Genomic DNA, 26,616 nt, shown 5'->3' with positions numbered 1-26,616 from the left:
CCTCCTGTTGATATTGTTTCGTCAATTACTAGCGTGCCTTTGCCTCGATACGTCGGGCATGAAGAATCGGTTCGGTATAACCGCTCGGCTGCGTCCGGCCCTTAAAAACAAGGTCACAGGCCGCCTTGAACGCAATCGAAGTATCAAAATTTCCTGCCATTAGTTTGTAAAGCGGATCGCCCGCGTTTTGTTCATCGACAATCGCCGCCATCCGCTTCAGGGTCTCGGTGACTTGGTCCTCAGAACAGATACCATGATGCAGCCAATTCGCAATATGTTGGCTGGAGATACGCAAAGTTGCCCGGTCTTCCATCAGACCAACATTATTAATATCCGGCACTTTCGAACAACCGACGCCCTGATCGATCCAGCGCACCACATAACCGAGAATTCCTTGCACATTGTTGTCCAGTTCCGCCTGAATTTCCTTTTCTGACAGGTTTTCGCCCTTTAACAACGGCGGCGTCAGAATACTGTTGAGGCTCGCCCGCCCGCGCGACGCTATTTCTTTCTGGCGATCCTTCACCGATACTTCATGATAATGCATCGCGTGCAAGGTTGCCGCCGTTGGAGAAGGGACCCAGGCACAATTGGCACCCGCCAAAGGATGGCCGATTTTTGCAGTCATCATCTTCGCCATTTCATCCGGCATTGCCCACATTCCCTTACCAATTTGGGCATGTCCGGGAAGGCCTGTTTCCAAGCCGATATCAACGTTCCAGTCTTCATAGGCCGCAATCCAGGGCTCGCCCTTCGCGGCGTCTTTCCGCATGAAGGGGCCAGCTTCCATGCTGGTATGGATTTCATCGCCCGTGCGATCAAGGAAGCCCGTATTGATGAAGAATATTCTTTCTGATACAGCCCGGATGCACTCTTTCAGATTGACGGTTGTGCGCCGCTCCTCATCCATGACTCCGACTTTCAAAGTGTTTCGGGGAAGGCCGAAGCCCTCTTCGATCGCCGAGAAGAGATCATTCGTGAAGGCCACTTCTTCCGGTCCGTGCATTTTCGGCTTCACAATATAAAGACTGCCCGCGCGACTGTTGGAATGTTTCCCTGTTTTTTTAAGATCATGAAGCGCCCCTGCTGTGGTCATAACCCCGTCGAGAATCCCCTCCGGAATTTCATTCCCGTCGGCGTCAAGCACTGCATTTATCGTCATCAAATGACCCACATTGCGGACCAACAGCAAGCTACGTCCATGCAGGGTTATTTCCGATCCTGTTGGGTCAAGATAAGTTCTGTCGGGATTCAGCGTCCGGGCCACTGTCTTTCCGCCTTTATCAAAACGATCCTCAAGATCACCTTTCATCAGGCCAAGCCAGTTTCGATAAACGAGGGCCTTATCTTCCGCATCCACCGCCGCGATTGAATCTTCGCAGTCCTGAATGGTGGAGAGAGCCGATTCCATTAAAATATCCTTCACACCTGCCGGATGGTCTTTCCCGACAGGATGCGATGGATCGATCTGCACATCCAGATGAAGGCCGTTTTTCATGAACAGAATAGATGATGGTATATCTTCACCGATATAACCGACAAACTGCCTAGGGTTAGATAGAGCTGTGGATGAACCATCCGCAAGCTCCACCTCCAGCTTTTTGCCGCCACCTCCATCCTTTAGCAGATAGGCGCGTGCATCCTTATGGCTTCCCCTGGCAAGCGGTGCCGCGCGATCAAGAACGCTGAAGCCATATTCGATGACCTTCAAACCGCGGGTCGGGTTATACCCACTACCTTTCTCACAGCCATTCGTCTCGGGCAGTATATCTGTGCCATAAAGCGCGTCGTAAAGGCTTCCCCAGCGAGCATTCGCTGCGTTGAGGGCATAGCGGGCATTCATGACCGGCACGACAAGCTGCGGACCGGCAACATCCGAAATTTCCGGATCAATGTTCGCAGTCGTCACCTTAAAATCAGGACCTTCGGGCACCAGATACCCGATTTCCTCAAGAAAGGATTTATACGCTGCGGCATCACGGGGGTTTCCCTTTGCGGCAAGATGCCAAGCATCAATTTTGGCTTGTAACTCTTCACGTTTTTCCAGCAACTGCTTGTTTCGAGGCCCAAAACTCGCAACAAGATTGGCAAGTAGGTTCCAAACTGTGTCTGCAGTTACATCAAGGCCCGGCAGAATCTCCTTCTCGACGAGATCCACAATTTCCGGTGCCACCTGAAGCCCTGCTTTTACTATATGCTTTGTCATCTGCTTATTCTCATCCTCATTCATAAGAGAAATCGACGTCCGATAAAATCGGTCGCCAGCGAATTTCAGCATGACATTGACAGGTCCGACAAAGAGAATACACTAAAATGGAATTATTTTCACATTATGGAATTCACTGAAATGACGATGACGGATTCGATCAGCACAAAGCCCGTCCGAACAGGACAAGTACAATCGCTGACGCGTGCTCTTTCCATTCTGAATATAATCGCCAGGAATCCACCGGGCCTGTCACTCACCGGCATTGCCAAGTCCCTCTCCCTTGCCCCATCGACCACCCACCGCCTGCTCACCACCCTGCAGGAAGAACGCTATGTACAATATGATCGGGATACGAGCCGATGGCAGATTGCCATGCAGGCTTTCGTCACGGGAAACGGCTTTCTCGTTTCTCGCGATCTCGCTACTGTCGCGCGACCCTATATGCGGCGCCTGATGGAACTCAGCGGTGAAACAGTAAATCTTGCGATCGCCGATAGCGACAAGGTCATCTATCTGGCGCAGGTCGAAAGCAGGGAAATGATGCGAGTCTTTTCCAAGCCCGGAAACAGCGTGCCCATGCATTGCTCTGGCGTTGGCAAAGCCATCCTGATGGCCATGAGCAAAAGGGATGTGACGCGGATCATTGAAAATCAGGGCCTGGTTAAGCTGACGGACAGAACAATTACAGAACCGGCAAAGTTACATGAAGAGCTTGCTGCATCGCGCGCCCGTGGCTTTGCCCTAGATGAAGAAGAACATGCCATAGGCCTTCGCTGCGCTGCTGCCCTCATTTATGATGAACATACAGAGCCGCTGGCTGGCCTTTCCATCTCCGGCCCGACGGCCCGCATATCGAAAGAACGGCTGCTGGAACTTGGTCAAGTAACCGTGGAGATAGCGAGCGAAGTAACCGCAGCGCTTGGCGGGCGGAAGCCCGATTAGATACCGTAAAATTGCTCCTCATTCGTCTCGAAATCCCGGCTGTATATGAGGTTACCCGCGATATAAGTCGCCTTCGCGGCCCGATCATCCCCCACTGTCATCAGGGCAAATATCTGCTCTTCCAGACTGTCGGCATAAGCCAAACGATGAGCAATTAGAGGCGTCGCCTTTAAATCCAAAATGGTGAGGTCCGCTTCATATCCGGGTTCAATACTTCCAAGGGTTTCGTCCAGATAGAGGGAGGCAGCCGCCCCGCGCGTGGCAAGATAAAACGCCTTATGTGCATCAAGTGCAAAGCCATTCAACTGAGCAATCTTGTAGGCCTCATTCATACTGACGAGTTGCGAGAAATTCGTTCCCCCGCCCAGGTCTGTCGCAAGTCCGGTCCGCACAGGGAAAGACCCTTGCATTGCCTGATCAAGGCTAAATAGGCCGCTTCCCAGAAAAAGATTTGATGTTGGGCAATGGGCTAATGCTGCTCCCGTCTCAGAAAAAACACGGAAATCTTCTTTTGTAAAATGAACGCCATGGCCATATATGGCGCGCGGGCCAAGCTGACCATAATGCTGATAGACATCCACGTAGTTTTTCCGGTCGGGGAATAGCGTTTTCACCCACTCTATTTCCTTCCTGTTCTCTGAAATGTGCGATTGTAGATAGGTGCCGGGATGCTCCTTCCAGACGGCACCTGCCATCTCCATCTGCTCTTCAGTGCTTGTTGGCGCGAAACGCGGTGTTACGGCATAAAGCGCCCGGCCATTACCGTGCCATTTCTGGATGAGTCGCTTAGTTTCGTCATATCCGCTTTGCGCAGTATCGGTCAGCGCAGAGGGCGCATGACGATCCATCAGCACCTTGCCCGCGATATTGCGCATATTGATTCTCGCTGATTGCTCGAAAAAGGCATCAACAGAGACGGGATGAACGGTGCAGAACACAGCGGCGGTTGTAGTTCCCGAGCGTAAAATTTCTTTTAGGAAAACGTCCGCTGCAGCGGATGCATACTCCTTATCAGCAAACTTCTGTTCCGCAACAAAGGTATAATTATTCAGCCAGTCAATAAGCTGCTTGCCAAAGGCACCTATTATTTCTGTTTGCGGATAATGGACATGGCAGTCAATAAAGCCGGGGCAGATCAGAGCGTCTTCATAGCGGGTGACCGGCACCGTTTTGTCAAGATGGGGCAGCAACTCATGCGCAGACCCAAAGGTACCGATTTTTCCATCCTCAATGACAATAAGGCCATCATCCTCATAGCGGAGACATTCTTTGATTGGCTTTGTGAAGGGATTATCCCGGTAGGATAGGCAGCGGCCCCGAATTGCTTTTTTCATTTGCTGCGTTTTCCCGAAATGCTCGCCAATGGCAGCGTCACCTCATCCTTCACCACTTCCATCACCACATAGGTATGGGTTTGCATGACATGAGGGAGAAGCGATATAGCCGTTCCCAGCAATTTCCGATATGAAGCTATATCACGCGTCCGGATCTTCAAGAGGTAATCAAATCCGCCCGCCATCATCATGCAGGATTGAATTTCGGGGATGCGTTGGACGGCATCGTTAAACTCTCTCAGTTCTGTTTCAGTCGTCCGCGAAAGTTGCACCTGCACCATGACGACATGGGCAGCGGCGGCGGCCTCTGGATCAAGCGCCGCGAAATAGCCCTTGATCACACCCGCATTCTCCAGCCGCTTCACCCGCTCTGCACAGGGGGTTTTGGTCAAATTCACCCGGCGCGAAAGCTCGACCATAGAAATCCGGCCATTCGCCTGAATTTCCCGCAAGATACGATAATCTATCCGGTCCAAAGGGGGACTCACCATACGAAATGCCCATCAAACTTGTGCGAACAACATCTTACTGTATGCCAATTCACACTTCATCGCCTAGCATTTTTGCTATACCGCTCAATCGGGGAAAATCGAATGGTCTCGAAAAGTTGTAGTCATTTGACCAATCTTAGGCGGACGCGCAGGAAGCTTTTGGCTAAAATACGTGCCTATTTGGTCTTCACTTCACTCAACGGAACTAGAAAATATGCCACTTAACCTGTCATTAGAGATTTCTGTATGGAAAAACTTCCGTTTTTTGTGCATCTTTTTTGCGCTTGTCTTTCCCCTTTCCGCTGTTGCTGAGACCAAGGTTGACTACAAAAACTGGGAAGACGTCACTAGTGCCGCCAAGGGCGGTACAGTCAACTGGTTTATGTGGGGCGGGGCGGACAATATCAATCATTATGTCTCCGACTATATCGGCGGAGAACTCAAAAAGCGCTATGACATCACTTTAAAGCGGATCGGCATCAATGATACGGCGGAGGCCGTCAATATCGTCCTTGGCGAGAAACAGGCCGGAATCGACGACAAGGGTTCCGTCGACATGATCTGGATTAATGGCGGTAACTTCCGAACGATGAAGCAAGGGGACCTGCTATTCTGCGGATATCATTCCCTACTCCCCAATAATAATCTCGTAAACTGGCAAAACCCGTCCATCGCGAATGATTTCGGCCTTGCAGTGGATGAATGTGAGGTACCCTGGAACCGAGCGCAGTTCGCCTTTGCCTATGACAGTGCACTTACAAAAAACCCGCCGAAAAGTATTTCAGAACTTATTGACTGGGTGAAGAAAAATCCGGGCGAGTTTACCTATCCGGCGGCGACGGACTTCAATGGCAGCGTCTTCATACGCCATGTTTTTTATCACGCCGCAGGGGGACCGGACGCTCTTCTGGGGGATTTTGATCAAGAGAAGTTTGACGTCATCGCACCAAAAGCCTGGGCCATTCTCAATGAAATGAAACCGTATCTCTGGCGGGAGGGGGAAACCTATCCCAATGCAATCGCAAATCTCGCGCAGCTTTTCGCAAATAGGGAGGTTGCGCTCTATTTCGATTATGATCCGGCGATATTCGGAATTAATGTTGAAAACGGTATCTTCCCAGAGACAACCCGATCCTATGGCCTGGAAGACGGCACCATTGGCAATACAAATTATGTTGCTATTCCTTATAATTCACCCAACAAGGCCGCTGCGATGGTCGCCGCCAATTTTATCCTGTCGGCGAATGCCCAATATGAAAAAGCAAAAGCAGATGTCTGGGGTACCGCGCCAGCAATCGATATAAGCCGCCTACCGGAAGAGGACAAACTGCGTTTTTTGAGCCTACCTCGCCACCCCGCCGTTATCGATCCGGCGGCACTTTCCAAAAAGGCGTTGCCGGAGCTGCATCCTGACTGGATCAGCGCCATTGAAAAGGGCTGGCAGGAAAATGTCGCCAAGTAATGCGGAGGAATTTAGAGTAAGCTCAATCATAATTACCGCCATTCATGAGGCTCCGCTTGGCTGATCGCTGGAAAGTTCTGATATTACTCTCCCCTGCTCTCCTCCTCATTGTGGGATTGTTTCTGGGCGGCCTTTTCCTTGGCTTGATCGGTAGCTTGGGGTATATGCCGCTACTCGGCCGGGAAGAGATAAGTCTCGACGCTTATCGCAAAATACTGGCATCGGATCGATTTTATCACTCTTTTCTAATGACCTTCTATATCTCTTTCACCTCCACAATTATCGCCTCCATTCTGGCCGTCGGGGCGGCATTGATTTTACGTCGGCATTTTTTTGGCCGCTCCGTCATTAACTTCCTATTTCAAATTAACCTAACCGTGCCGCATCTGGTGGGCGCGGTCGGCATTCTGTATCTATTCTCTCAGTCGGGCTTTTTCTCACGCCTCGCCTATGAGTTTGAGCTAATTGCGAGGCCTTCTGACTTTCCGGCGATGATTTACGATCCGCTTGCGATCGGAATTATCCTGCAATATGTCTGGAAAGAAGTTCCCTTCATCGGGATGATCCTTCTCGCCAATATGCAAACATTTGGGCAGGACTACGAAGCCGCAGCCCGCTCCCTCGGCGCAAACCGCTGGCAGGGTTTCCGCTACGTCCTGTTGCCGCTTCTCACCCCCGGTCTTCTTGCCGCTGCGCTGATAGTCTTTGCCTTCACCTTCGGCGCCTATGAGATTCCGGCCTTGCTTGGACAAAACTATCCGGCCTCCCTCCCCGTTCTGGCCTATCAGTCCTTCACCGATGTGGACCTAAACGCCCGGCCAGAGGCGTTGGCCATGGGGATGATTATCGCAGTCTTAAGTGCGGTTATGATACTCGGGTACGCCCGCCTGACGCGCAGATATGTTCGCTCATGAGTAATGGCACGGTAACAAGACAAGAAGACATTTCTCACGATGGATTGTCAGGGCCGGCCTGGTTTGCACTTATATTGCTGATTAGCTGGTTAGTCCTTCCACTAATACCCCTTGGCATTTGGTCCATCAGCCGAAGCTGGTTCTTCCCCGATATTACTCCGTCTGCTTACAGCCTACGCGCCTGGACCTATGTTTTTTCAACCACATCCGAGGTTCTCCCCGCCCTTGGCATGACAACATTCATCGCACTTTGTGCGACACTTTTGTCCGCGATCATCGGCCTGCCAGCGGGCCGTGCGCTCGGGCTCTATCAGTTTCGAGGAAAGGCAGTAATAGAGCTTTTGATTCTCGCGCCCACAATTGTGCCTGGAATTGCGGTCGCGCTCGGCCTTCATGTCGTGTTTCTCAATCTTGGCCTTGCCGGTTCCTTTTCCGGTGTCCTGATTATTCATCTCATCCCCACATTGCCCTATATGGTGCTGGTCATGGCGGGGGTATTTGCAAACTATAACCCGGAAATAGAGGCACAGGCCCGTAGCCTCGGCGCCGGCCCGATCCAGACATTCTATTATGTAACCTTGCCTGCCATCCTGCCGGGCCTGTTGATCGGGTCGCTATTTACTTTTCTCGTTTCCTGGAGCCAGTATATCCTCACGCTCCTGATCGGCGGTGGGCGTGTAGTAACGCTGCCGCTTCTTCTCTTTAATTTTGCCAGCGCGGGACGAAACGACATTACAGGCGCCATCAGTATGATTTATATCCTGCCGGGTGTTGTTCTCCTTCTCCTTGGTGCGCGTCATCTAACGGGGCGAAACAGCGCGACAGAAAGTTTGCGCCAGATATGACTGACGTTACTCTAGAAAATCTCACCAAAACCTATCCGGGCGAAACCATTCCCGCTGTGAACGATGTTTCCATGCGCATTGAGGGAGGATCGCTTACAGCGCTTCTTGGCCCGTCAGCTTGCGGTAAATCAACAATCCTGAAAATGATTGCCGGTCTTCTCGCGCCAACATCGGGCGATATCCGTTTTGCCGGACAATCCATTCTCCATTTACCGCCGAACCGGCGCGACGCCGTTATGGTGTTCCAGAACCATCTCCTCTTTCCATATATGACCGTTGGCGAGAACGTCGGCTTTGGCCTTAAGATGCGTCGCCTGCCGAAAAAAGAGATTGCCGACGCGGTTGGCAGAACATTGGAATTCGTGCAGCTGGATAGCATGGAAAAGCGCAAACCCAGCCAGCTTTCGGGTGGGCAACAGCAACGAGTCGCCCTCGCGCGTGCTTTGGTCCTTCGCCCTAAAATATTGCTACTGGATGAGCCTTTTTCCAATCTAGATGCTAATTTGCGCCTGGAAATGCAGCAACTACTTAAATCCCTCCATCAAGAGCTTAAGACGACGATGCTATTCGTTACCCATGATCAGGAAGAAGCGGTCGCTCTTTCTAGCAAAATTGCCCTTATCCTTGGCGGAACACTTCGGCAATATGCACCTGCCGTCTCCCTCTATCAGAAGCCGCAAAATCAGGAAGTAGCGAAATTCTTCGGTGCGAAAAATTTTATTCCGGGTGAATGTGCTTCTGGATATTTCGATTGCTCTCTTGGTCGATTTGCTCTGCCAGATGGTGCTCCTGATACCGGCAACATACTAACTATTCGCCCGGAAAATTTCGTTATTGGAGCTGACGGGAATACTGAAAACAGCGTTCAAGCAACAATCGTTTCAAAGCAATTTCTCGGTAACCAAACCCGCATAGAAATGCGCAAAGAAAGCATCTCCTTTGAGGCATTGCTGCCCCCCATATTGCGGAACCGTTCGAGGAAGGAACAACAGTAGCTGTCCATTTTCCGCGTCGATCCCTTTGGGTGTTGAGCTAACTCAACGCCTTTAGATATTCCGTGATTGTTTCCGGCGCCTTATCCGGCGCGACCTCTGCACTCCGGATAAGTCCGTCGAAATGCACCGTCAGCGCACGGATATGCTCGACGGAATTTACAAGAAGATACATGTTTCCGATATAAATGGCAGCACGAAGCGGCCCGAAAAGGGTATAGGCTGCAGAGTAAATCTTCCGCGCATCAAACAGGAACAGCCGAAAGGTGGGGTAGAGTTCTTCAGTCAGCCGGATCATGTTTTTCATCTGATCACGACGGATGGAAATTGGAACCTGACGCCAAATTCCTTCCCCCTGTGCAAGCTGTTCAATTGCCTGAAGCGGCATGCATACCTCCATATCCGTTTCCGGGCGCCGGGAATAGCTTAGCTGATCCTGCATTTGCCGTTCTTTCGCTTCTCGCTCGACTGTCGTGAAATCACCAAATTCATATGCGCCAATTTCTTCAGTCCGGAGGAGATCCGGCAATGTACTTGGTACATAACGAATTTTATATCCCATTGCCTCCCGATGCCATTTCGCGAGCTTAACACTGGCTGAGGCTTCGGTGACTCGCTCAATCTCAATCATCGGCACAGCTTCGCTGGCGCTTTCATCATTTGCGATCAAGCCCATGAGCCAATCGACAGATACGCCATAAGTTCGGGAAATAGCGCACAAGGTTTCAGCGCGTGGCAACCGGGTGGATCCCGGCGCAAGAAACTGACTGAGAGCCGACCTGTCGATGCCGACGCTGTTCGCAAACTGGCTTAGATTAAATCCTTTTCGCGCCAGCAGCAGCGCCATTCGGTCGCGAAATATTTCGGCAACATCCCGCTTATCCGGATTTTCCTTATCTAAATGCAGTGATTTCACACCATTTTCCTATTTAAGTAACAATATTGAACTTAAGTTTTATATTAACATAAAAATTAGCGAAATATCGCATTGTATATTCCCTGTCTGGTAGCTCATAATTCTCTTCTTCTAATAATGACTTATGGAGTTGATGAACTGTGTTGTTGCGTGAACGGCTGGAAATCAGAACCCTTGCATTGATTATGCTGTGCTATGGGATTTGGGGGTTTATCCTTTTTGGACCGGTAGACTTCCCTCTTTGGCTTACAGTTTTGATGCTCGTCCCGGTGATTACTTTTCACTCCTCACTTCAACATGAATGCATCCATGGCCATCCCTTCGTTGATCGTCGCCTGAATGACCTGTTTATCTATTTGCCGATCGGCTTGTTCATGCCCTATCCACGATTTAAAGAAGTTCACCTGACCCACCATCAACGGGCGCGGATCACTGATCCGACAGAAGATCCGGAAAGTTGGTATGTCACAGACGAGCAATGGGCGAAATTCAATCGCATACAGAAGCTGATATGGACTGCCAATAACTTTCTCATAGGGCGCATGCTTATTGGCCCCGCAATCGGGGTATCCAGTCTCCTTCGTGCAGATATTCAGAGAATTCGAAATGGGGACCGTCGATTGCTTGGCGACTGGGCGCTTCATTCTACGCTTTGTGGTTTGCTTTTTATCTTTATCGGTTATTTTTCTAACATTTCCATTCTTGGCTACTGTATTGCCGCCTATTTTGGCATGTCACTTCTGATGATCCGCACCTTTCTTGAACATCAGGCGCACCCGGATCGTCGAGCGCGTTCTGTCCTGATCAATGACAAAGGGCCATTGCGGTTTTTGTTTCTGAACAATAATCTACATGCCGTTCATCATGCCTATCCGTCCGTCGCTTGGTACCGGTTGCCGGGCTTATTCCGCCTCCATCAGGAGCGCTTCGTCGAAATGAACAAAGGTTATTTTTACAAAAGCTATACCGACGTCATTCGCGCGCATGCGTTTAAACGAAAAGAACCTGTCGCCTTTCCATTGGACCCGGTTTAATATTTGAAGATGATATCCTCGATAGCACCCTCTGTGGCGCTTCTCCCTATGTATGACTGGCCTGAAATCCGCCGCGCGACGGATACCTATTGGGCGGCCCTTCAAGAGAGCCTTGGGGATGCCGGATTTAAACCACCAAAACTTCTTACCCGGACAGACGATCCGTTCGAATGCTGGATAGATCCGGCCCTTTTGCTTGGCCAGACTTGCGGCCTCCCCTTTGTCGAAAAGCTAGCAAGCGATGTCTCCCTCGTCGGAACACCCGCCTATGACATTGACTGTGGGGCCGGCAGCTATTTCAGTGTGATTGTTGTTCATAAAGAGAGTGATATTGAAAAGCTTTCGGACCTTAATGCCGCGACCCTCGGCTATAACGATCCGCTTTCACAGTCCGGCGTCTCGGCCTTTTTCTCCTATCTGGCGGAGGAAGGAATTTCCTTTCAGAAAATTCGCCGGTGTGAGCGGTTGATGTCTCATCGGAATGTCATACAGCACTTAGCGGAACGGCAAATTGACATAGCCTCAATCGACGCCGTGACATGGGAACTTGCAAAACGATTTGAGGTGGCAACGAATAATCTCTCCGTTATCGCGCGCACTCACCCAACACCTGGACTTCCCATTATAACCGCGCGACGCCCCAAAAGTGAGATTGACCGGATCCATCACGCGGTTGTTGAAGCAATGGCATCTCTGTCTTGCGAGATACAGGATACACTTCTTTTGACGGGCTTCGCCGCAACAGAGGAGGCAGATTATCAAATTATCAAACGCAACTTTGAAAAAATCAGCCCTGATCTGGAAAATCTCTTATAGAGAAACACAATAAAAAAACCCGGAAGCCGAAACTTCCGGGCTTAATATCAAACGTCAAGGTGACTTATTTATAGTCGTATTTGCCGTCTTTCCATTCGTACCAGACATAACCCGGCAGGGTCACGTCGCCTTTATCATCGAAAGACAATGATCCGAGGACCGTTTCAAACGTACCCTCATTCAAGGCATCCATAACGGGCTCCAGATCAACGGACTTGGCAGCTTTAGCCGCGTCCGCCCAAGCCTGCACTGCAGCATAGGTGTAAAGAACGTAACCTTCTGGCTCAATGCCTTTGGCACGGAACTTTGCAACCAGTTCAGTAACGCCCGGGTTTTTACGTGGGTCCGGCGAGAAAGTCATCAGTGTGCCTTCACCAGCATCGCCCGTGATTGACCAATATTCGTCAGTCACCAGTGCGTCACCAGATACGAGCTGGGTTTTCATGCCCTGATCGCGCATCTGGCGAACAATCAGGCCCGCTTCTGTGTGATAACCGCCAACATACGCGATATCGATGCCTTCCTGTTTCATTTTGGAGACAAGTGCCGTGTAGTCTTTTTCACCAGCAGTATAGGCTTCATACATGGTTGCCTTGCCACCAGCGGCTTCCATGGAAGCTTTGGTTTCATCAGCAAGACCTTTACCATAGGCAGTCTTGTCATGCAGGATGGCTACTTTCTTGCCTGCTTTGGTTTCATCAGCAAGATAAGCGCCAGCAACCTTGCCCTGCTGATCGTCACGGCCGCAGACGCGATATACGTTCGGGCCGCCTTCATCGGTCAGCTTCGGGTTGGTGGAAGCGGGTGAAATCTGAATGATCCCTTCTTCTTCATATACGGCGGATGCCGGAATGGAAGAACCGGAACAGAAATGGCCAGCCATAAAGACAACGCCTTTTGACACCATCTGGTTGGCAACAGCCACAGCCTGCTTCGGATCGCAAGCGTCATCACCAATCTCAAGTGTCAGCATTTCGCCATTCACACCGCCAGCGGCATTAATGTCCGCGACAGCCTGCTCTGCACCAGCCTTCATCTGCTGACCAAAGCTCGCATACTGCCCCGTCATCGGGCCTGCCGTTGCAATCGCAATATCCGCCCAGGCGGCGCCTGAGCTGATCATCACGCCCATCGACATAGCCGACACGGCAAGTAACATTTTTTTCATCTTCGTACTCCCAGTTGGTAAAATGTAACTCAAATAAATACGCTACTTTTTCGCAATTATATCAAACTTTTAAAGAAACTTGAAAGCGAAATCGAGTGGAGGGTCTCAGCCCGCCGCACCTTTTTTCTCGCGCCAGGAAAAAGGGCCTGCCCGTTCATAAAGCCAGCGGTACTGTGTCACCATTTGCCGCACCCGGGTCAAACGGTAACCCAATAGAGAAATGCCGATCAATACCAAGGCATCAACGACATAATAATGGAGGGATAGCAACGTCCCCTCGAATAAAGCAAAATGGAAAAACCTCACAGCAAACGCCAACAACATCATAAAGAAGATTAAATGCGAAATGGGGCGCCAATTTGACGCGAGCGACCGCCCGGAAAGATATCCCGCACCGCCCCCGATAATGACCGTGACAAACAGGAAGGTGACAAAACTGTTTTCCCAAATAATTCCCATCAGTGCGCCCCTCCTTCCAGATAAGCGGCACGAACCTCTTCGCTCGCCAGTAATTCCTTACCGGTTCCACTCAGGGTAATATTGCCATTGACCATAACATAGCCGCGATGCGCCAGTTTAAGCGCATGATACGCGTTCTGCTCTACCAGAAAGACGGTCAGCCCATCCTTTTCATTGAGCTCCTTTATCGCTTCGAATATCTGTTTCACGACGAGCGGCGCCAAACCAAGTGACGGCTCATCAAGCAACAAAAGTCGAGGCCGAGCCATCAAAGCTCTGGCAATCGCAAGCATTTGCTGCTCTCCGCCCGAAAGAGTACCGCCGCGCTGATCTTTTCGCTCCTTCAGTCTTGGGAACAGAGAAAACGCGTGGGCTAGATCTTCCTCAAAATAGGCAGGATTGGAAGTCGTCGCCCCCATGATCAGATTTTCATAAACCGTCATGCGGGAAAATATCCGTCGCCCTTCTGGTGATTGGGCAATATTCATACGGGTGATTTCGTGGGTCGGCAGATTAGTAATATCCTGCCCGTCGAAAATTATCTGCCCTGCCGCCGCGCGAGGGTCCCCGCAAATAGTCATCATCAGGGTGGATTTTCCAGCTCCATTCGCGCCAATAAGGGTCACGATCTCGCCGGAGTTCACCTCCATTGTGACACCTTTTAGAGCCTGGATCTTCCCGTAATAGGTTTCAACGTCTTTCACTGCAAGAAGGTGTTGATCGCTCATGAGGATACTCCTTCCTCAATTTCATGCTCCACTTCTTCCACCTCATCATCCGCCACTCCGAGATAGGCAGCAATGACGCTTGGATCATTGCGTATTTCCTCCGGCGTGCCGTCAGCGATTTTCTTGCCATAGTCGAGTACTATAATATGATCAGAAATTCCCATAACCACATTCATATCATGCTCGATCAAGAGAACCCCGGTATCGCGCTCCTTGCGGATAAAGAGAAGCAGTTTGTTCAGCTCTTCCGATTCTCGCGGGTTCAGGCCCGTTGCCGGTTCATCAAGGCATAGCAATTTCGGTTTCGTGCACATGGCGCGGGCAATCTCAAGCTTGCGTTGCTCTCCGTATGGCAGATCTCCCGCCGCATCATCTGCACGGGCCGTCAGACCTGTTTGCTCCATCCAGTATTTGGCCAACTCTACCGCTTCCTTTTCGGCTTTTTTATAACCGCTTAGTCCGAATATCCCGCCAAATGTATAACTGGAGGCAATCATCAGAGGGTTATGCTGACCCACCATCAAATTTTCGAGTACTGTCATCCCGCCGAACAGCCTGATATTCTGGAAAGTCCGCGCAACCTTCGCCACTTTCGGAATTTTAAAATCGTCCATTCGTTCAAGAAGGAATTTCGCTCCGTCTTCGTGCCGCGCTGTAATCCGTCCTTCTGTCGGCTTGTAAAAACCAGTAATGCAGTTGAACACCGTGGTCTTGCCCGCACCATTCGGACCGATCAGCGCAGTGATATCGCGCCGGTCAACATCGAAGGAAAGGTCATCAACGGCAAGCAAGCCGCCAAAGCGCATGTTCAGATGCTCAACAGTTAGTACGGGATCTTCGACAATATTTATCATGTCAGTGTCCCTCCCCTTGCGCGACCATATCCGCCGACACCGCTTTTTTCTCTTTCAGGAAGATTGAAGGAATACGCGTGGAGATCAGGCCACGCGGACGCCAGATCATGATAACCACCATGGCAAGGCCAAATATCAGCATCCGGAATTGCTCTGCCTCCCGGAAGACCTCAAATCCGCCGATCATGGCGATAGAGGCAATCACCACACCGACCTGCGATCCCATGCCGCCCAGAACCACGATTGCCAAAATCAGGGCTGATTCGATAAATGTGAAACTTTCTGGCGAGATAAACCCCTGCCGGGTCGCGAAAAACGATCCGGCAAAACCCGCGAACATGCCGCCGATGGCAAAAGCCGTCAGCTTTACGGATGTTGTATTAAGGCCAAGCGACCGGCAGGCAATCTCATCTTCCCGCAAAGCCTCCCACGCGCGACCAATCGGTAGACGGCGAAGACGGTTGGTTACGAAGTTAGTGAGCAGCGCCAGCGCGAGGATCAGGAAATACATAAACATAATACGATGGATAGAGGAGTAATCGAGACCGAAAAAGTCTGCGAAACCGCCTTCCCTGCGTGTAAATTCCAGACCGAAAAAGCTTGGCCGTGGAATACCGGATAGTCCATCGGGGCCGCCTGTGAACTGATACCAGTTGAGTAGGACGATGCGAATAATTTCCCCAAAGGCTAGGGTTACAATCGCGAGGTAGTCCCCGCGGAGCCGGAGAACCGGAAACCCGAGAATAATCCCCCAGAACGCCGCAAGAATGCCGGCAAGCGGAAGACACATCCAGAATGAAAACCCGAAATATTGCGCGAGCAAAGCATAGGAATAGGCCCCAATCGCATAAAAGGCCACATAGCCAAGATCGAGCAATCCTGCCAGCCCGACCACAATGTTCAAGCCCCAACCAAGCATGACATATGTCAAAATCAATATGCTGAGGTCGAGGAGATAACGATCGGTAAAAGGGAGGAAGGGGAAAACCAACGCGAATAACAACATTGTCGGCCCAAAACCCTTGCCAACCTTAGCTGTTATTTTCGCAATTCCAGACTTGATGCCCGTTGGCACCTCAATGGCCGAAGTGCCCGGCGGTTTGCTCCAGAAAAAAATCCAGAGCAACAATCGACCGAAAACCACCGCGGCGATCACATAGAAGGCAATATCATATCGAACTTCCAACCGAAGGCCGCCTGCGGCAGACACAGTGCGAAACGCAATTGTTGAGCCAAAAATTGCTGTCGCGATCAGCGCTGTGACGATAAGGTCTTTGGCCACCTTGCTAAAATCCAGATGCCTTCCGGGGCGCGAGGCACTGTTTGAAGTGTCTGCCATTATACTTTTTCCACCTCTGGCTTACCAAGTAAACCTTGCGGCAGAAAGATCAGTACAATCGCAAGCATGGAGAAGGCGGCGACGTCCTTATACTCAATCGAGAAATAAGCGGACCAAAAAGTTTCAATCAGCCCAATTACCAGCCCCCCAGCATGGCCCCGGGCAATGATCCGATTCCGCCAAGCACAGCAGCAGTAAAAGCCTTCACACCTGCAACGAAGCCGATAAAAAAGTCAATAACACCATAGTAAAGCAAGAACATCAGGCCCGCGACAGCGGCCAGCGCTGCGCCCATAACAAATGTCATGGAAATTGTCCTGTCGACATTGATACCAAGGAGTGAGGCCATCTTGCGATCCTGTTCACAGGCACGCTGTGCCCGGCCCAAAGATGTCTTGGCAATGATGAGAGAGAAAACCGTCATCAGAACGATGGTCACGGTGATGATCAGAATCTGCATATTGGACAACTGAACGGTGAACCCATCGGCCCGCGTCATCAGAGTATAGCCGTCTTCAATAAGTGGCTGCAGGGGTTTCACACGTGCGCCCTGCGTGATCTGGATATAGTTTTGCAGGACAATGGAAATGCCAATGGCCGTAATCAGCGGTGCAAGCCGGAAAGAGCCGCGAAGCGGACGATAGGCCAGTCGTTCCGTCGTCCATCCAAATACGGAAGCGATCACCATGGAGGTTACAAGAACGAGAATCAGCGCCAGAATAGTCAGACCAAGCCCGGTCGAAACCGTTAGACCAAGCGCTGTGATGACAATAAGTGCGATAAACGAACTCACCATAAAAATGTCGCCATGCGCAAAATTGATCATGCCGATGATACCATAAACCATCGTATACCCGATCGCGATAAGACCATAAATCGATCCCAGCGTGATTCCATTGATCAATTGCTGTAAAAAATATTCCATCAAGCTCCCCCGGAGAAAAAACCTGCCACAATGCCGGACAGCTCTTCCATATCCTAAATCGACAGTTACAACCGCCGTTGCGGATCTTGATCATCTCCCTTCCAAAAAGCTGATCTAAACATCCGGCGACGTTACCGTATGACAGACATATGACAGACGCAAGAGAGATTTGTTTTATAGATATAGTATATTAGCTATTTTCGACACAACCCGGTCCGATAGAAGCAAACCGTCATCTAGATCAAGGCATGAGTATAAGTCGAATTAGGAAAGCAACGCTGCCAACCGCCAAAACGCCCAGCACCCACAAGGCAATAAACCAGAGATACTGCCGCCACCGAGAGGACATCAGTGATATCCACCTTCCTTATCTACTTTACCTCTGAATACCCAATAGCTGTAAACCGTGTAAGCTAGGATTGTCGGCACTAGAAATATCGTTCCTACAATAAGAAAATACAGGCTCTTTTCAGGAGCTGCGGCTGCCCAGATAGTCAGATCAGGCGGCACCATATGTGGATAGAAACTGATTCCAATACCGATATAACAAAGTAAGAATATCCCGTGCGCCGCGAAAAACGGACGAATGTCATTATGACGCTTCAACCCCAGAAACAACACCGCTGCACAAATAGCGAGCAAGAACGGAACGATTATACTGAAAGCAAGGTTAGCCCCTTCAAACCATCGGTGGTGATATTGCGCATCAAGAAACGGCGTTGCAAGACTGACAATGCCAATAAGTGCAAGAGTTCCCATACCGGAAATCATGGCAAACTTACGGGCAATGCCCTGCAGCTCTCCCTCGGTTTTCATCACCAGCCAAGTCGCCCCCAGCAGCGCATACCCCATGACAAGAGACACGCCGGTCAGCAATGAAAAAGGCGTCAACCAGTCGAGACGACCGCCGGCATAGCTTCGGTCAACGACATCAATTCCCTGAATCAGCGCACCGAGGCATATCCCTTGCGCCAAGGTGGCCATAATGGACCCAAAGGCGAAGGATCGATCCCACCAGATACGGTTCTTCTTGGACGCGCGCCAGCGAAATTCGAAAGCGACCCCCCGGAATATGAGACCCAGCAACATGATAATAATCGGGATATAAAGGGCGGGCAAAACAACCGCATACGCAAGCGGAAAGACAGCAAGCAATCCCCCGCCACCAAGGACGAGCCAGGTTTCGTTCCCGTCCCAAATCGGCGCAACAGAATTCATCATTACATCGCGGTGACCTGCTTTTTCTGCAACCAGCGGAAACAGGATACCAACCCCGAGGTCAAACCCGTCGAGAGATACATAAGCCAGGATCGCGAAGGCAATGATCGCGGCCCAGATTAGTGGTAGGTCAAATTCCAGCATATTTTTTCCTCCCCCGCGTCAAGATTTGGTGCGATCAAGGGTTGAGGGAGCGCCCGTCATCCCGGACGCTCTCTTCAGGCTGGTAGTTTCCTTCCCAGAAACAGAAACCGGCGGTTTCGCCATTAGCCGCAGCATATAATACACACCAGTACCAAACAGGACAAAGTAGACAACGATAAAGGCAATTAACGTTCCGCCAACTTCAATTCCATTCAGCGGAGAGGCACTATCTGCGGTTCGTAACAACCCGTAGACTGTCCAGGGTTGCCGCCCAGCTTCAGTTGTGATCCAGCCACAGAGCACGGCCACAAAGCCGATCGGTCCGGCAGCTACCGCTGCACGCGTGAGCCATTGATCTTCATAAAGGCGCCCCTGATAACGCCGAAGCAGGCTCCAAAGCCCAATGAGCAGCATGATCATTCCCATTCCAACCATAATCCTGAAAGCCCAAAAAATAAGAAACGTGTTTGGCCAATCTTCTCTCGGAAATGATTCAAGACCCTGTAGCTCTCCGTCCCAACTGTGGGTGAGAATAAGCGATCCGAGCCTTGGCACCTCAACTGTATAAAGTGTCTTCGCTTCTTCATTATCCGGAACTCCAAAAAGGAGGAGCGGCGCCCCTTTCACATTCTTATAGTGGCCCTCAATCGCCGCAATTTTTGCCGGTTGATGTTCAAGCGTATTTAATCCGTGCTGATCACCCGCGATGATCTGGATTGGCGTCACAATTGCCGCCATCCACATTGCCATCGAAAACATCAGCCTTGCGTTCCTGGATGTCTTGTCTTTAAGCAGGTGAAAGGCGCCGACCGCACCGACAACGAAGGCTGTTGTCAAATAAGCCGCCAGCACCATATGGACAAACCGGTACGGGAACGACGGATTGAAAACCACGTTAAACCAGTCATCCGGCACAAACTGTCCCGCCGCATTAATGATATGACCTGTTGGGGTCTGCATCCAGGAATTCACAGAAAGAATCCAGAAGGCGGAAAAAAGAGTGCCCGCCGCCACCATCAGTGTTGCAAAGAAATGAAGCCCCGGCCCGACCCGCTTTTGACCGAACAGCATGATGCCAAGGAAACCAGCTTCAAGGAAAAAGGCGGACATGACCTCATAGCCCATCAGTGGCCCGATCACCGGCCCTGCTTTATCAGAGAAGACGGACCAATTCGTCCCAAATTGGTAGGCCATAACAATGCCGGATACGACTCCCATGCCAAAACCGACGGCAAAAATTGTCTTCCAATAGTTGAAGACCTCTAAGTATCGCTCTTCCTTTTTCCAGAGCCACAATCCCTCAAGAACGGCGAGATAGCTGGCCAATCCGATAGAAAACGCCGGAAAAATAATATGAAACGACACCGTAAAGGCGAATTGCATTCGGGCGAGATCGATTGCGTCAATGCCAAACATGCTGCCTTACTCCGCATACTCCAAGATAAGGATAGACTAACATTTCTTCAGGCGTTGTCAGGTGTTTTTGCACGCGCTGCGACAAATTGCTGCAAATTGGTTGACGCTTCAGCTTAGAAGATTTGGCGGTCGGTGAGAGATTCGAACTCTCGAAGGGCATTCACCCTTACCGGTTTTCGAGACCGGCGCATTCAACCACTCTGCCAACCGACCGCGTTCGTATTTTGTACGAGAGAGCCTGATAACAGGCCCGTAAGCGCTCAAAATCCGAGGAAAGCGGCTTGTAACGCATGGGATTTGACGGCGCAAGTGCAGAATGCGCCAAAAACTTCAAATCTATGCCTGAATCAGGTTGACTTCGCCCTCCCCATGGATATATTGCGCCCTTCAATTGTGGTGCGCTAGGAATTCAGTCTTGGCGGCCCATTCAACATGTTCGAAACGGATCAGCCATGTTTGCAGTGATCAAAACCGGCGGCAAGCAATATAAAGTCGCCAAAGACGATGTTATCAAGGTAGAGCGCCTGGCAGGTGAAGCCGGTGATAGCGTTCAACTCGATGAAGTTCTGGCCATCTCTGGTGATGACGGCGCCCTTACTGTTGGTGCACCGCTTCTCGACGGCGCTGTTGTTTCGGCAACCCTGCTGGAGCAGGCACGTGCCGACAAGATCGTTGTCTTCAAGAAGAAACGTCGCCAGAACTACCGCCGCAAGGCTGGCCACCGTCAGGATTTGTCAGTTCTGAGAATCACCGATATTGCCGCTAAGGGCGCAAAGAAGGCAACTGCTAAGAAAGCCGCTCCTAAGGGGGAAGCTGAGGCAAAAGCCGCTGCTCCTGCAAAGGAAGAGAAGGCCGAAGCCGCACCGAAAAAAGCAGCTCCGAAAAAGGCACCTGCCAAAAAGGCAGCTCCAAAGGCCGCTGCTGAAAAGAAAGCACCTGCGAAAAAAGCAGCGCCCAAAAAGGCTGCTGCAAAGAAAACCGAGGAGTAAGCTAGATGGCACATAAAAAAGCTGGCGGTTCATCCCGCAACGGTCGCGACTCAGCTGGTCGCCGCCTCGGCATCAAGAAATATGGTGGCGAGAAAGTTATTCCAGGCAACATCATTCTGCGCCAGCGTGGTACCAAATGGTATCCTGGCACCAATGTAGGAATGGGCAAGGACCACACCATCTTCGCCGTTATCGATGGTAATGTAAAATTTACCAAGAAAAGTGGCGGAAAGATCTATGTATCCGTAGAACAGCAGGCATAACGCCCGCTTCTAACGGCTAAAAGATTGAAGAAGGGGAATGGTCCAACCATTCCCCTTTTTTGTTTTAATGACGCGCGGATTATATCCGGCGTTGAGAAAAGGCAAGCAACAGCGTTATGAAATTTCTCGATCAAGCAAAAGTTTTTCTTCGCTCTGGTAACGGGGGGCCCGGTGCGCTGAGTTTCCGGCGCGAAAAATTTATCGAGTTCGGCGGCCCGAACGGCGGCGATGGTGGCCGTGGCGGCTCTGTCATAGTTGAATGCGTCGAAGGGCTTAACACACTTATCGACTACCGTTATCAGCAACATTTCAAGGCGAAGAGTGGCGGCCATGGCATGGGGCGTGACCGAACCGGTGCTGCGGCCGCAGATATGATCATGAAAGTTCCGGTCGGGACACAAGTTTTTGAAGAAGACAATGAAACCCTGATTGCTGACCTGACGGAAATCGGTCAGAAAATTGTCCTCTGTAAGGGCGGTGACGGCGGTCGCGGCAATGCCGCCTTCAAGACGTCAACAAACCGCGCACCGAGAAAAATCGAACCCGGTTGGCCCGGTGAAGAGAGATGGATCTGGCTGCGTCTTAAACTAATTGCCGACGTTGGGCTCGTGGGTTTACCCAATGCCGGCAAATCAACCTTCTTGAGCGTTACCAGCCGCGCCAAGCCCAAAATTGCAGATTACCCGTTTACGACGCTGGTTCCCCAGCTTGGCGTTGTTGCCGCCGGGGAGCGGGAGTTTGTCCTTGCCGATATCCCGGGCCTGATTGAGGGCGCATCGGAAGGCATTGGGCTCGGCCACCGCTTCCTCGGGCATGTGGAACGATGCCGAGTTCTCCTGCATCTAATCGACGCGACAGAGGAGGACGTTGTCGGTTCGTACAAGACAATCCGAGGAGAACTCGCCGCATATGATGAGGGGCTTGCGAATAAACCGGAGATTATCGCGCTCAATAAGATGGATTCGGTGAGCGAGGACGAACTGGATGAAAAAGTCAACGCGATCAAGGATATTTCAGGAAAGCCCGTTCATATCATTTCCGCCGTGATAGGCGAAAATGTCGAACCCTTGCTTTTCGCGCTGTTGAAAGTCGTGGATGAGAGCACGGCAAAAGAAAAGGCAGAGCAAGAGGCTGAAGAAAAATTGCTGGCCGGGGAAGAGCCGACAACATGGCGCCCCTGATTAACAGATTTATCCGTGCAAAACGTGTTGTCATCAAGATAGGTTCTTCCCTCCTCGTAGATGGCACTACCGGACGGCTGCGTCGGGACTGGTTGACTGCACTCGGTCAGGATATCGCACAAATGAAACGCCGGGGTCAGGAAGTGCTGATCGTTTCCAGCGGCTCTATTGCCATGGGTCGGCATGTGCTGGGCCTTAAGAACACCCCTCTTCGTCTGGAGGAAAGTCAGGCCGCGGCAGCAACCGGCCAGATTCAACTCGCACATGCGTATCAGGAAATTCTCGGGCTTGAAAAAATACAGGTCGCACAAATTCTCCTTACACTCTGGAGACACAGAGGAACGCCGTCGCTACCTCAATGCGCGGAGCACGATTACAACACTTCTCTCACTTGGCGCGCTACCCGTTGTGAACGAGAATGACACCGTCGCGACGAGTGAAATTCGATATGGCGATAACGACCGCCTTGCCGCCCGCGTAGCACAGATGATATCCGCCGATTGCCTGGTTTTGTTGAGCGATGTCGATGGTCTTTATACTGCCGATCCTAAGGGTGATGCGAACGCAAAATTCATTCGTGAAGTAAAAGATCTCGACGGAGAGATACTTGCCATGGCCAGCAAGACAAAAACCGATGTAGGTCGCGGCGGCATGGAAACCAAACTGAAAGCCGCACAAATCGCAATGGCGGCAGGCTGCAACATGTTCATTACAAGCGGTACGGTTATGCACCCGTTAAAAGCATTGGAAGACGGTGCATTGTCGACCTGCTTTATTGCCCATGAAACGCCCCGCAATGCCCGAAAGAAATGGATCGCGGCCAGCCTGTCCTCACGCGGTCAATTGATTATAGACAAAGGCGCGGAAAGAGCTCTCAAATCCGGCAAAAGCCTGCTCCCTGCGGGGGTTTCCAAAGTGGAAGGTCCGTTCGAGCGGGGCGATCTTGTGATGGTAATGAATTTAGACGGACAGGAACTCGGACGCGGCCTTGTCGCCTATTCCTCCGAAGATGCTCAATGTATTATTGGGCATAAAAGTAGTGAGATTGCAGAAATTCTCGGTTATTCTGGCCGGGATGAAATGATTCACCGGGATGAACTTGCTTTAAACTAATCCGATAAACGGGAAGAAAAAATGACAGCACTGCCTCAAATCAGCAATAGCGGCGACATCGCCCGCATGATGGAAGAGTTGGGTCGCGGCGCACGAAAGGCCGCAAGTGAGCTGTCCCTTGCCCCAACGGAGACGAAGAACAAGGCCCTTCGTGAAGCGGCAAACGCCCTACGTGCCCGAAAAAGCGAGATCATGACCGCAAATGCAAAAGACATGGCCGCCGCCAGCGGAAAAGGAATTTCTGCTGCGCTTCTCGACCGTCTGGAGCTTAATGACGCACGGATTGAGGCCATGGCCGCGGGTCTAGAGGCCATTGCAGAACTAACTGACCCCGTTGGTGATATCATTGCCGAATGGGATCGACCCAACGGTTTGCACATTTCACGGGTGCGCGTGCCCTTGGGTGTCATCGGGATCATCTATGAATCCCGTCCCAATGTTACAGCAGACGCAGGCAGCCTCTGCCTCAAATCCGGGAATGCCTGTATCTTGCGTGGAGGGTCGGAAAGTTATCATTCCAGCCGCGCTATCTGGTCCTGCCTTCAGGAAGGTCTGGCCGCTGCCGAGCTTCCCGTGGAAGCGATCCAGATGATCCCGACAACTGATCGCGCGGCGGTCGGCGAACTGCTGACAATGTCCGACTTTGTAGACGTCATTGTTCCGCGGGGTGGCCGCAATCTGATTGAGCGGGTGCAGAAAGAAAGCCGTATTCCCGTTTTCTCCCATCTTGAGGGACTGGTTCATATATACATCGATGGAAAAGCAGACCCCGCCAAGGCACATGACATAGTCCTAAATTCTAAGATGCGGCGGGTGAGCGTGTGTGGCGCCCTTGAAACTCTGCTTGTTAATCGTAGCGTTGCCAAGGACCTTCTTCCTGCTATCTTGAATGATCTCATTGCATCGGGCTGCGAAGTGCGGGGCGATACTGAAGTTCAGAAATTGAACAGTAACATCGTTCCTGCAACTGAAGAAGACTGGCAAACAGAGTATCTGGAACCGATCCTCTCTGTTCGTATTGTCGACGATCTAGCTGCCGCTATCCAGCATATCGAGACATATGGTTCCCATCACACGGACTGCATCATCACCGAAGACGAGTCCGCGGCAGCGGAGTTTATGCGGAAAGTCGATAGTGCGATTGTCCTGCAAAATGCCTCGACACAGTTTGCCGATGGCGGAGAGTTTGGCATGGGCGCAGAAATTGGGATATCCACCGGGAAAATGCATGCGCGCGGCCCGGTCGGCGTCGAGCAGCTCACCAGCTTTAAGTATATCGTCAAGGGCTCCGGCCAGACCCGGCCCTGACAGTTTTATGAGGGCACAAAAAATCGGATTGCTGGGTGGATCGTTCAATCCCGCACACGAAGGACATCGGCAGATCAGCCTGGCGGCGCTTCGCCTTCTCAATCTCGATCAGATATGGTGGCTCGTCTCCCCGCAAAATCCGTTAAAGTCATCAAAAGGCATGGCGGAATTTGAGGAACGGCTGAAGGCGGCAAAAAAAGTGGCACGCCATCCGAGAATCCATGTTTCCGATTTTGAAGCCCGCATTAACGAACAAAGAACCGCGCGCACCATCGCCGCCCTGAAAGTGACTTATCCGCAACATAAATTTGTCTGGCTTATGGGCGCTGATAACATGGTTCAGCTTCCCGAGTGGCAGCAGTGGCAACGGATAATGGAGACGGTTCCAGTCGCAATTTTCAACCGACCTGGGCATACATACAAGGCGTTGAACGGAAAGGTTGCTTCTATGTACCGAAAGAGGCGCGTTCCGAACTCTTTTCACGGCGATTACCGACGCCAACTGGCGGATTTGCCTCCGCCAGCCTGGGCGTTCATCCCTGAAACAGTGATCAATCTTAGCAGTACGCAAATAAGAAATTATGATGACACTGCAGGAAATACTTGCTCTTGAGTCAAAAAATTCCCAAATTAGGTGTGTAAGGACGAAATATGATCATTACTTTTTGGAGAATAATTGATCCCTATTATGAAAGCTAACAAAGCTGTAGTTGCTAAACTCCGCGATCTCGTTGAAAAAACACTGAGCGACGACAAAGCGGAAGATCTCGTCTCTATCGACCTTGCCGGAAAAACCTCCTTCGCTGATTACATGGTTATTGCCAATGGCCGCTCCACCCGTCAAGTGGCGGCGATGGCTAATCATTTAAAAGAGCGTATCAAGGAGGAAGGTTTCGGTTCAGTCCGGATGGAGGGACAAACCGGCGGTGACTGGATACTGGTTGATGCTGGTGATGTCATCGTTCATTTGTTTAGACCGGAAGTTCGGGATTTCTATAACCTGGAGAAAATCTGGGCACCCGACATACCGATGGAAATGGTCAACTAGCGCCTTTTCGGGCTCGGTTTATACGCTTGAAGGATAAATGGATGCGCCTTGTTATTGCCAGTGTCGGCAGGTTTCGGGGCGGTCCATTGCAGGCGATGTATTCTGAATATGCAGGCCGCCTGCCTTGGCCCCTCGATTTGAAAGAAGTTGAGGAAAAGAAGCCACTTAAAGGGGAAAAACGCAAAACCCGCGAAGCGGCATTGCTAATGGGGGCCGTACCGAACGGCTCAACCCTTATCGCCCTTGATGAAAAGGGCAAAAGCATAACCAGCCCCGAATTCGCCAGAATGCTTGGACAATATGCCGATGATGGCGTGCAAACAGTGTCGTTCCTGATCGGTGGGGCGGATGGCCATAGCAAGGAAACACTGGCAAAAGCCGACAAGTTACTCTCCCTTGGCACCATGACATGGCCACATCTTATGGTGCGGGGGCTGCTGGCGGAGCAGCTTTATCGGGCCTCCTCGATTTTGGCAAATCATCCGTATCATCGCGCATGATTATAATG

25 protein-coding genes, 1 tRNA gene and 2 pseudogenes are annotated in these 26,616 nt (G+C 51.1%); 15 read left to right on the top strand and 13 right to left on the bottom strand.

Features of this window, described 5'->3' with window-relative positions; genetic code table 11:
- Window positions 1–28: 28 nt before the first annotated feature.
- Window positions 29–2,206, bottom strand: a complete 2,178-nt coding sequence (locus AC0L73_RS11760) for a malate synthase G (RefSeq protein WP_473653817.1) — start codon at window positions 2,204–2,206, stop codon at window positions 29–31.
- Window positions 2,207–2,347: 141 nt separating this feature from the next.
- On the opposite strand from AC0L73_RS11760, the gene AC0L73_RS11755 reads away from it, so the two are divergent.
- A complete protein-coding gene (locus AC0L73_RS11755) occupies window positions 2,348–3,151 on the top strand; it encodes an IclR family transcriptional regulator (RefSeq protein WP_227948030.1) in 804 nt (267 codons plus the stop codon).
- On the opposite strand, the gene guaD is transcribed toward AC0L73_RS11755, so the two are convergent.
- Together guaD and AC0L73_RS11745 are read right to left on the bottom strand one after the other, a co-directional pair.
- Entirely contained in the window at window positions 3,148–4,485 is a 1,338-nt protein-coding gene (guaD, locus tag AC0L73_RS11750; protein WP_473653816.1) for a guanine deaminase, read from the bottom strand. The genes AC0L73_RS11755 and guaD overlap by 4 nt on opposite strands.
- Window positions 4,482–4,961 (bottom strand): Lrp/AsnC ligand binding domain-containing protein, encoded by a 480-nt coding sequence (locus AC0L73_RS11745; RefSeq protein ID WP_415776488.1) that lies wholly within the window; start codon window positions 4,959–4,961, stop codon window positions 4,482–4,484. Before AC0L73_RS11745 ends, guaD begins: the two co-directional genes overlap by 4 nt.
- Before the next feature lie 229 nt (window positions 4,962–5,190).
- Here AC0L73_RS11745 and AC0L73_RS11740 point away from each other — a divergent pair, with 229 nt between their 5' ends.
- Genes AC0L73_RS11740 through AC0L73_RS11725 form a run of 4 tightly spaced genes read left to right on the top strand, consistent with a single transcriptional unit; the run spans window position 5,191 to window position 9,192 of the window.
- The gene (locus AC0L73_RS11740; protein ID WP_227948033.1) at window positions 5,191–6,438 is read left to right on the top strand and encodes an ABC transporter substrate-binding protein; all 1,248 of its coding nucleotides are present in this window, start codon (window positions 5,191–5,193) and stop codon (window positions 6,436–6,438) included.
- A gap of 56 nt (window positions 6,439–6,494) precedes the next feature.
- Window positions 6,495–7,352, top strand: coding sequence for an ABC transporter permease (locus AC0L73_RS11735; RefSeq protein ID WP_227948034.1), 858 nt, complete (start codon window positions 6,495–6,497; stop codon window positions 7,350–7,352).
- Window positions 7,349–8,197: an ABC transporter permease gene (locus tag AC0L73_RS11730; protein ID WP_227948035.1), complete on the top strand. Its 849-nt coding sequence runs from the start codon at window positions 7,349–7,351 to the stop codon at window positions 8,195–8,197. The genes AC0L73_RS11735 and AC0L73_RS11730 overlap by 4 nt, the downstream gene beginning before the upstream one ends.
- The gene (locus AC0L73_RS11725; RefSeq protein WP_473653815.1) at window positions 8,194–9,192 is read left to right on the top strand and encodes an ABC transporter ATP-binding protein; all 999 of its coding nucleotides are present in this window, start codon (window positions 8,194–8,196) and stop codon (window positions 9,190–9,192) included. The genes AC0L73_RS11730 and AC0L73_RS11725 overlap by 4 nt, the downstream gene beginning before the upstream one ends.
- A 37-nt stretch (window positions 9,193–9,229) precedes the next feature.
- Here the strand turns inward: AC0L73_RS11725 and AC0L73_RS11720 are convergent, their stop codons facing one another.
- Complete coding sequence (locus AC0L73_RS11720) at window positions 9,230–10,105, bottom strand: helix-turn-helix domain-containing protein (RefSeq protein WP_227948037.1); 876 nt, start codon at window positions 10,103–10,105, stop codon at window positions 9,230–9,232.
- Between the two features lie 140 nt (window positions 10,106–10,245).
- Between AC0L73_RS11720 and AC0L73_RS11715 the strand changes: the two genes are divergently transcribed.
- The gene (locus tag AC0L73_RS11715; RefSeq protein ID WP_227948038.1) at window positions 10,246–11,139 is read left to right on the top strand and encodes a fatty acid desaturase; all 894 of its coding nucleotides are present in this window, start codon (window positions 10,246–10,248) and stop codon (window positions 11,137–11,139) included.
- 48 nt (window positions 11,140–11,187) lie between these two features.
- Complete coding sequence (locus AC0L73_RS11710) at window positions 11,188–11,955, top strand: phosphate/phosphite/phosphonate ABC transporter substrate-binding protein (protein WP_227948039.1); 768 nt, start codon at window positions 11,188–11,190, stop codon at window positions 11,953–11,955.
- A 64-nt stretch (window positions 11,956–12,019) separates the two neighbouring features.
- Here the strand turns inward: AC0L73_RS11710 and AC0L73_RS11705 are convergent, their stop codons facing one another.
- From AC0L73_RS11705 to AC0L73_RS11665, 9 genes and pseudogenes are all read right to left on the bottom strand, one after another.
- Window positions 12,020–13,123: a branched-chain amino acid ABC transporter substrate-binding protein gene (locus AC0L73_RS11705; RefSeq protein ID WP_227948040.1), complete on the bottom strand. Its 1,104-nt coding sequence runs from the start codon at window positions 13,121–13,123 to the stop codon at window positions 12,020–12,022.
- 105 nt (window positions 13,124–13,228) lie between these two features.
- Entirely contained in the window at window positions 13,229–13,582 is a 354-nt protein-coding gene (locus AC0L73_RS11700; protein WP_227948041.1) for a DUF6867 family protein, read from the bottom strand.
- Window positions 13,582–14,310 (bottom strand): ABC transporter ATP-binding protein, encoded by a 729-nt coding sequence (locus tag AC0L73_RS11695; RefSeq protein ID WP_227948042.1) that lies wholly within the window; start codon window positions 14,308–14,310, stop codon window positions 13,582–13,584. Before AC0L73_RS11695 ends, AC0L73_RS11700 begins: the two co-directional genes overlap by 1 nt.
- On the bottom strand, window positions 14,307–15,164 hold the full coding sequence (locus tag AC0L73_RS11690) for an ABC transporter ATP-binding protein (protein WP_473653814.1): 858 nt from the start codon (window positions 15,162–15,164) through the stop codon (window positions 14,307–14,309). The genes AC0L73_RS11695 and AC0L73_RS11690 overlap by 4 nt, the downstream gene beginning before the upstream one ends.
- 1 nt (window position 15,165) lies before the next feature.
- The gene (gene livM / locus AC0L73_RS11685; protein WP_227948044.1) at window positions 15,166–16,503 is read right to left on the bottom strand and encodes a high-affinity branched-chain amino acid ABC transporter permease LivM; all 1,338 of its coding nucleotides are present in this window, start codon (window positions 16,501–16,503) and stop codon (window positions 15,166–15,168) included.
- A pseudogene (locus tag AC0L73_RS11680) lies at window positions 16,503–17,428 on the bottom strand (ABC transporter permease subunit). The gene livM and the pseudogene AC0L73_RS11680 overlap by 1 nt, the downstream one beginning before the upstream one ends.
- A gap of 348 nt (window positions 17,429–17,776) precedes the next feature.
- Window positions 17,777–18,787, bottom strand: a complete 1,011-nt coding sequence (gene cydB / locus AC0L73_RS11675) for a cytochrome d ubiquinol oxidase subunit II (protein ID WP_473655446.1) — start codon at window positions 18,785–18,787, stop codon at window positions 17,777–17,779.
- A gap of 21 nt (window positions 18,788–18,808) precedes the next feature.
- Window positions 18,809–20,206: a cytochrome ubiquinol oxidase subunit I gene (locus tag AC0L73_RS11670; RefSeq protein WP_473653813.1), complete on the bottom strand. Its 1,398-nt coding sequence runs from the start codon at window positions 20,204–20,206 to the stop codon at window positions 18,809–18,811.
- A 123-nt stretch (window positions 20,207–20,329) separates the two neighbouring features.
- Window positions 20,330–20,419: transfer RNA gene (locus tag AC0L73_RS11665), tRNA-Ser, on the bottom strand.
- A gap of 239 nt (window positions 20,420–20,658) precedes the next feature.
- Between AC0L73_RS11665 and rplU the strand changes: the two genes are divergently transcribed.
- From rplU to rlmH, 8 genes and pseudogenes are all read left to right on the top strand, one after another.
- Window positions 20,659–21,195: a 50S ribosomal protein L21 gene (rplU, locus tag AC0L73_RS11660; RefSeq protein WP_321576126.1), complete on the top strand. Its 537-nt coding sequence runs from the start codon at window positions 20,659–20,661 to the stop codon at window positions 21,193–21,195.
- 5 nt (window positions 21,196–21,200) lie between these two features.
- Complete coding sequence (gene rpmA / locus AC0L73_RS11655; protein WP_227948047.1) at window positions 21,201–21,458, top strand: 50S ribosomal protein L27; 258 nt, start codon at window positions 21,201–21,203, stop codon at window positions 21,456–21,458.
- 116 nt (window positions 21,459–21,574) lie between these two features.
- Entirely contained in the window at window positions 21,575–22,639 is a 1,065-nt protein-coding gene (gene obgE / locus AC0L73_RS11650; protein WP_227948048.1) for a GTPase ObgE, read from the top strand.
- Window positions 22,627–23,752 (top strand): annotated as a pseudogene (gene proB / locus AC0L73_RS11645) (glutamate 5-kinase). The gene obgE and the pseudogene proB overlap by 13 nt, the downstream one beginning before the upstream one ends.
- 21 nt (window positions 23,753–23,773) lie before the next feature.
- On the top strand, window positions 23,774–25,060 hold the full coding sequence (locus AC0L73_RS11640) for a glutamate-5-semialdehyde dehydrogenase (RefSeq protein ID WP_227948050.1): 1,287 nt from the start codon (window positions 23,774–23,776) through the stop codon (window positions 25,058–25,060).
- 7 nt (window positions 25,061–25,067) lie between these two features.
- The gene (locus tag AC0L73_RS11635; protein WP_227948051.1) at window positions 25,068–25,673 is read left to right on the top strand and encodes a nicotinate-nucleotide adenylyltransferase; all 606 of its coding nucleotides are present in this window, start codon (window positions 25,068–25,070) and stop codon (window positions 25,671–25,673) included.
- A 75-nt stretch (window positions 25,674–25,748) separates the two neighbouring features.
- Window positions 25,749–26,108, top strand: coding sequence for a ribosome silencing factor (gene rsfS, locus AC0L73_RS11630; protein WP_227948052.1), 360 nt, complete (start codon window positions 25,749–25,751; stop codon window positions 26,106–26,108).
- A gap of 41 nt (window positions 26,109–26,149) precedes the next feature.
- Window positions 26,150–26,608, top strand: a complete 459-nt coding sequence (rlmH, locus tag AC0L73_RS11625; protein WP_227948053.1) for a 23S rRNA (pseudouridine(1915)-N(3))-methyltransferase RlmH — start codon at window positions 26,150–26,152, stop codon at window positions 26,606–26,608.
- Window positions 26,609–26,616 lie beyond the last annotated feature (8 nt).

It is taken from the genome of Sneathiella sp. D3-11 (assembly GCF_055809395.1).
This window is presented reverse-complemented; position numbering and strand designations above follow the sequence as displayed.

What these genes read in the sequence shown, in the direction of transcription:
- AC0L73_RS11730 (WP_227948035.1), top strand. Translation starts at nt 7,349, where the DNA reads ATGAGTAATGGCACGGTAACAAGACAAGAAGACATTTCTCACGATGGA.
- AC0L73_RS11740 (WP_227948033.1), top strand. Translation starts at nt 5,191, where the DNA reads ATGCCACTTAACCTGTCATTAGAGATTTCTGTATGGAAAAACTTCCGT.
- AC0L73_RS11700 (WP_227948041.1), bottom strand. Translation starts at nt 13,582, where the DNA reads ATGGGAATTATTTGGGAAAACAGTTTTGTCACCTTCCTGTTTGTCACG.
- guaD (WP_473653816.1), bottom strand. Translation starts at nt 4,485, where the DNA reads ATGAAAAAAGCAATTCGGGGCCGCTGCCTATCCTACCGGGATAATCCC.
- obgE (WP_227948048.1), top strand. Translation starts at nt 21,575, where the DNA reads ATGAAATTTCTCGATCAAGCAAAAGTTTTTCTTCGCTCTGGTAACGGG.
- AC0L73_RS11670 (WP_473653813.1), bottom strand. Translation starts at nt 20,206, where the DNA reads ATGTTTGGCATTGACGCAATCGATCTCGCCCGAATGCAATTCGCCTTT.
- rsfS (WP_227948052.1), top strand. Translation starts at nt 25,749, where the DNA reads ATGAAAGCTAACAAAGCTGTAGTTGCTAAACTCCGCGATCTCGTTGAA.
- rlmH (WP_227948053.1), top strand. Translation starts at nt 26,150, where the DNA reads ATGCGCCTTGTTATTGCCAGTGTCGGCAGGTTTCGGGGCGGTCCATTG.
- AC0L73_RS11635 (WP_227948051.1), top strand. Translation starts at nt 25,068, where the DNA reads ATGAGGGCACAAAAAATCGGATTGCTGGGTGGATCGTTCAATCCCGCA.
- AC0L73_RS11640 (WP_227948050.1), top strand. Translation starts at nt 23,774, where the DNA reads ATGACAGCACTGCCTCAAATCAGCAATAGCGGCGACATCGCCCGCATG.
- rplU (WP_321576126.1), top strand. Translation starts at nt 20,659, where the DNA reads ATGTTTGCAGTGATCAAAACCGGCGGCAAGCAATATAAAGTCGCCAAA.
- AC0L73_RS11725 (WP_473653815.1), top strand. Translation starts at nt 8,194, where the DNA reads ATGACTGACGTTACTCTAGAAAATCTCACCAAAACCTATCCGGGCGAA.
- AC0L73_RS11755 (WP_227948030.1), top strand. Translation starts at nt 2,348, where the DNA reads ATGACGATGACGGATTCGATCAGCACAAAGCCCGTCCGAACAGGACAA.
- AC0L73_RS11695 (WP_227948042.1), bottom strand. Translation starts at nt 14,310, where the DNA reads ATGAGCGATCAACACCTTCTTGCAGTGAAAGACGTTGAAACCTATTAC.
- rpmA (WP_227948047.1), top strand. Translation starts at nt 21,201, where the DNA reads ATGGCACATAAAAAAGCTGGCGGTTCATCCCGCAACGGTCGCGACTCA.
- AC0L73_RS11710 (WP_227948039.1), top strand. Translation starts at nt 11,188, where the DNA reads ATGTATGACTGGCCTGAAATCCGCCGCGCGACGGATACCTATTGGGCG.
- livM (WP_227948044.1), bottom strand. Translation starts at nt 16,503, where the DNA reads ATGGCAGACACTTCAAACAGTGCCTCGCGCCCCGGAAGGCATCTGGAT.
- AC0L73_RS11760 (WP_473653817.1), bottom strand. Translation starts at nt 2,206, where the DNA reads ATGACAAAGCATATAGTAAAAGCAGGGCTTCAGGTGGCACCGGAAATT.
- AC0L73_RS11705 (WP_227948040.1), bottom strand. Translation starts at nt 13,123, where the DNA reads ATGAAAAAAATGTTACTTGCCGTGTCGGCTATGTCGATGGGCGTGATG.
- AC0L73_RS11690 (WP_473653814.1), bottom strand. Translation starts at nt 15,164, where the DNA reads ATGATAAATATTGTCGAAGATCCCGTACTAACTGTTGAGCATCTGAAC.